3 protein-coding genes are annotated in these 5,270 nt (G+C 29.9%); 1 reads left to right on the top strand and 2 read right to left on the bottom strand.

Going from position 1 to position 5,270, the window contains the following annotated elements:
• Window positions 1-220: 220 nt before the first annotated feature.
• Both FPQ13_RS12745 and FPQ13_RS12750 read right to left on the bottom strand, forming a co-directional pair.
• Window positions 221-1,984 carry an ATP-binding protein gene (locus tag FPQ13_RS12745; protein WP_144089704.1) on the bottom strand — a complete coding sequence of 588 codons (1,764 nt, stop codon included), beginning with the start codon at window positions 1,982-1,984 and terminating at the stop codon, window positions 221-223.
• 2 nt (window positions 1,985-1,986) lie between these two features.
• Entirely contained in the window at window positions 1,987-3,294 is a 1,308-nt protein-coding gene (locus FPQ13_RS12750; protein ID WP_144089705.1) for a hypothetical protein, read from the bottom strand.
• A 255-nt stretch (window positions 3,295-3,549) separates the two neighbouring features.
• On the opposite strand from FPQ13_RS12750, the gene FPQ13_RS12755 reads away from it, so the two are divergent.
• Window positions 3,550-4,977: an ApeA N-terminal domain 1-containing protein gene (locus FPQ13_RS12755; protein WP_144089706.1), complete on the top strand. Its 1,428-nt coding sequence runs from the start codon at window positions 3,550-3,552 to the stop codon at window positions 4,975-4,977.
• Window positions 4,978-5,270 lie beyond the last annotated feature (293 nt).

Genomic DNA, 5,270 nt, shown 5'->3' on the forward strand with positions numbered 1-5,270 from the left:
CTAAATTAGTAGGTTGATTGAGCAAAAGTGTAAAATCTTATCGAGCAAAAACTGTCAACTTTATTCTAGCGTTTACATTTTGCTCATTTCAACTTCCATCCTCTGCTTTACCACTATTTATGGTACGGTTCACCGTGGTGATTTAAGAGGCAAAAAATGAGCATTGAGACTTTAATTCTCAATGCTCATTGTTAATTAATTAGTAATAGATGTGAGTAATTTACACACTTTCCTTTCTCCATCTCTTGATTACATTTTCAAAAGAAGGAGTTTTCCAATCCTCTGACCATTCTTTATGAAATTTTATACTTTGTGATCTTGGCTCTGGATTTGGTAGCTCCATTTTGACAATACTAGGTATCGGTGTTGAATCACCAACAACCAAGCATTCCCCTGCTGAGAGTGTTGGCAGAATTTCAGATATAGAGCGGGAATTATCCGGTAACAAGTTTTTAATATAACTTTGATCATTAATATTTGTTAAACGCAAATTTATAAAGTTGTTACATTGAGATAAAATCGTGTCTGAAACTTCTGATGGTCTTTGACTGACAACCATCAAACTCAAACCATACTTCCTCCCTTCCTTCGCTATTCTTTCAATTGATTTTTTTGCAGCCTTATAATCATTTCCCCCGGTTCTAGGTATATAATTATGCGCCTCTTCACATACAATCATAAACGGAATATCATTATGTTTATCCATTCCATGTTTCAGTTTAGAGTAATGAAAAGCGAAATCAAAAATAATACGGGAAATTAAACTTACAGTAATACTCAGAACTTCAAAAGGAATCCCACTTAAATCAATTATTGTAATATTTGATTTATCCAGATATCCCATAAATTGCTTTAATATTTCTTCAAAGTGTTCGGTTTTATATTTGGAGTTTTCCACAAGGTCTTGATCTAACATAAGGAAATCTAAACGCTTATCGTTTACTTTTGTTTCAAACCTAGATAAAAATCTATTAAACTCACCATTAAACGGTCCATTAGACGCTTTAGTTGCTTTACTAGTATTAGATGTAGTGAATTCAAATTTTTGATCAAAATATGAATTCCGGTCTTTTATAAGTTCTCCATTGGCTAACTTAGGTAAATGCTCCTCCCCTTCAATTTTATTTATAACTTCTTCATTTAAATTGTGAATATAGTTGAATACTTCATTGATATTAAAATAGACCGGTGAATCATATGTAACTTTCTTTATCTTTGGATTATATTTCTCTTTATTTAATATTACTGCTCGCTTAAATTGTGATACTTGGTTATGGGAATTTTGTTCATTGCTTTCTATAAATAAAGTTTCTAGTTCTTCCGAATTCATTAGCCAATAAGGTAATTTTAATTTTTCAACATCTAAGTAATTTAGATTAAAATTTTCATTATTATCAAGTTCAAATGCTGATTTATATTCAGAATGAATGTCAAAAATAATAATATGGGAGTTTTTCTTATTGGACTTATTTATATTTTTCCCATCACTAATTCCTACAACGTTTTGTAAGATTTTAGCTACAGTACAGGACTTTCCAGATCCTGTCGAACCTACTATAGCAACATGCTTACTAAAAAACTTATCTCCATCCAAAGTAAAATCAATACCATCATTTTGAGCTAACTTTCCTAAGTGAAACATTCGATTCTTGTCATCATTAAATATTTTACTTAATATGTCATTTTCAACTAAAAATACTGGTTCGGTTGGTGATGGTAGTGAAGCATTCCCCTGAAAAAATTCTTCTTCTTTAAATAGGCCTACTGGTTGTACAGTAAGAATAAATACATCTTCTTCTTTTTCTGTTGCAATTTTGATATTTTGAATGACACACAACACAAAATTATGATTTCCTTCTTGAATTTTTACATACTTGCCTATTTGCAATTCCGATTTAGCGCTTTCAAAAGTCTTTAGATTATCAATTTTAACCAAAATAGAGTGAGGTGAACTTTCTACGACACTTCCAATTTTCTTATCCATTGTCAAACCTCCTTAATAATAGATAATATATATTTTAGCTCTTTAAAATCATTAATAGTTATTTGCTCAATATTGACATCAACTGTATCTAGTACACTAGTATTTATGTCACCTAAAACATATAAATCATCGCACTTCTTCGTGTTGATATATGCTTTTATATCATCTGAAATGCAAGTAATTTTTGCTTTAAATTCCACCCAGTTGTCTTTTACTATCCTTTTTGGATCTCTATTAAATTCCTCAAATAAAAATGTATCACCAATATATCCTGTTATTATTGGAATACCTTTTAACACAAACCTTTGATGGTATTCTGACAATTTATTAGTATTTGTTTTTATAAAAAAGCAAGGAGTATATGTATGCAATTTGATTTTTGAATTATATTTTTCAAGATACTCTTTTACAAAAAGAATAAACTCATCATCAAAGTCTTCAATATAATCAGGGTCAATTAAAAAATATCTTAATCTAGAATTTGCATTTAAAGATGGCATTAATTGTTTTCTCTTAATCTTTAAGAGTTCTTTGCGAGATAAGAGTTCACTTGTCCATCGGCTCATAGCTGTTTTTTTACTTTTATTTAAGAATCCTATTAATTCGATTTTATTTGTTATCCTTTTTCTCTCTTCTGGTATAATACTAATTTCTGCTATATATTGAATTGCGTTAGGATAAAATAAATCATTAACGTCATCAGTTGAAAATCCTTCTGCTTCTAATAGTTTCTTCGTCTCGTGCGCTAAACTATCATAAGAGTGACCTATCTCGAAAACAAAATGGTCCTTTAAAAACTTCCTTAAATCAACAACTGATTCAAGATCATTGCTTTTATAATACTCTCTTATTTTTGCCTTTTCCTCAGTAGTTTTTCTAGGCTTTTTTAGTATTTCTTCAATTTGTTTATCCTTTGGGGGCTTTATTTTAGATACGTATTTATTGATATAATCAAAGTTATTAGTTGAAGTAATTTCCTCAAGCTGACTTATGGTAATTCTTTTAAATCCAACTTTTTCATTAGGAAAGTAAGCATATAATATATATTTAATATTGGAATTACCACTTTCCAAATAATGGCACAACATTTGAAGAACCGGTTTATAAATATCAGATAAATTAAATTGAGTATTTGACTCATGATACTTGCACTGTATTGCGCTAGTTAAATTTGACGACTCTATATCTATATCTTCTATAATTCCTTCTATTTGTAAATTTTCTTTTTCATTACTCATCAAAATGGCATTTAACGTTTTATTAAATTGATATAAAAATCCCTTTATAGTATGGTCTGCCTCTCTACTCATAGTAACCTCCTTTATCAAATTAAGAACAACAATTTTCAATCTATTACATCTATTACAATATTACATTACTTTGTCCATATTTCCAATAATCGACAATTTGTTATCCTAAGCATAATGAGGCCTGATATGAATCTATTAGTAGCAATTAATACTTTATTTAAAATAGATGAAAATCCCCCTTTTATAATGTTGTAAAATTTCGCCATATATAGATACACTAGAGATAGTTATCAACGCTTTTGTGGAGGTGAAATAATGAAAGTAAACTTATCCGCAACAGGTTTTTGGAAGATTAACAATACAGGGAAGGAATACACAGGGGACTTATATTTAAATAAAGATAAAGGAGGCATAGTATTATATATCCGTATACCTAATAATGGTCCTATGATGGGTTACCTTGAACTTCCTCTTGAGATTCCTTTTATTACTGGTTCAACGATTAATGGTGCTAAGATTAGCCTTGTCAATTGTTCTAGAATAAGTACCAAAAGTAGGATTGGGACCGAGGAAGTATTTGGGTATAAGGCCCAGTTCATGTTTAATGGTGTAAACTTTAATAAAGAAGAAGAGATCAAATTTTCTAAAATGAATATTAGCATACCGGGTATAATTCAGTGGGGTGATGTGTCAAACTACGTCAGACCTGATTTAGACAAAAGAGGGGATTCTCTTATCGATTTAAAAATTGTAGAGCCTATTGAAATATTCTCAAATGAAGTTTACAGTATATCCTACTATTTGACCTTTAGTGATCCGTTTTACCTCATGAAAGAGGAATTAACATTAAAGCAAACTCCACATCTTATAATTGAAGCACAATCAATGCAAAAATTAGAGTGGTTTATGAAAATAGCCGACCAAATGAAAAGACTTATCGAGATAGCTGTAGGTATCCCTCTAAGCTACGACTCGATGATTGTTGAAAGTCCCGATATTTATTATGAATTTGAAGATTACGAGAAACATATTCGGCCGTTAGAAGTTATTCACGCTTATAAACACGCTTTAAAAGGTGAAAATAATGACAAGCGGTTAATAAAACATGATTATCTTTTTAGCTTGAGTGAGCTAAAACAAGCAAATTTCTCACAATGGCAAGAGGTATCAGCTATAATGGAACCCATTATCGAACTCTATATTGACAGTTTATACAATCAAAACTTATCAGTTAGTCGGCATTTCATGAATATGGTACAAGCATTAGAAACCTACCATTCTCGAAGGGTTGCTTATTCTCTTCATGATTATAAAGAAAGATTAGAAAAGTTATTAGAAGTAAGGCCTGAAGCCCTTCGGAAACAAGATAGAAAGTTTTTGCTAAACGGATGCAGAAACTTTGTTGTATTAAGAAGTCGTCTGGCTGATTTACTACTAGCATACTATAGATTCATCTTTCATACCGGAGAATTCAAATTTATTGAATTTCCTCAGTTAATTGCTAAAACAAGAAATTACTACACTCACTATAATCAGAAACTAGAAGATAAAGCTCTTAAAGGAGAAGATCTACTAACTGCTTTCCATATCCTACGTAACATACTAGAATTCTATTTACTTAAAGAATTAGGATTTAAAGAAAATTTTATCCACGAAAGAACAAGAGAAAGGATAAAGCCTATTATAACTAGCAATGATATTAGAAATGCCGATAAGAGAAAACATGAAAAGAAATATAAGTAGAATAATTTTTATATCTGGATTATAATCTATATCAAATCGTAAATTAATTGTTTATGAATTGCAATAAGCCAGCATTTTATATTGCTGGCTGTTGTATTTTCTACTTAATAATACGCAAACTTGATGATCTTAACAACATCTTCTAAAAAAGAATACCTGCAAAATTAGAGATGAATTAAGTGGTAGCATTAAAGTATTTTTTTAAATCATTTATATTTGAATCAATTTCATAATTGCTCTTTTTAAAAATACAAAGACTTCTCCAATGTTTTGAATTGCATTTTTAAAAACAG

Origin of the sequence: Allobacillus salarius, from assembly GCF_007559425.1 — a bacterium.
Taxonomy (GTDB): Bacteria; Bacillota; Bacilli; order Bacillales; family Alkalibacillaceae; genus Allobacillus; species Allobacillus salarius.

Bases quoted from the DNA above. Each gene is read 5' to 3' on its own strand.
- FPQ13_RS12745 (WP_144089704.1), bottom strand. From the start codon at position 1,984: ATGGATAAGAAAATTGGAAGTGTCGTAGAAAGTTCACCTCACTCTATT.
- FPQ13_RS12755 (WP_144089706.1), top strand. From the start codon at position 3,550: ATGAAAGTAAACTTATCCGCAACAGGTTTTTGGAAGATTAACAATACA.
- FPQ13_RS12750 (WP_144089705.1), bottom strand. From the start codon at position 3,294: ATGAGTAGAGAGGCAGACCATACTATAAAGGGATTTTTATATCAATTT.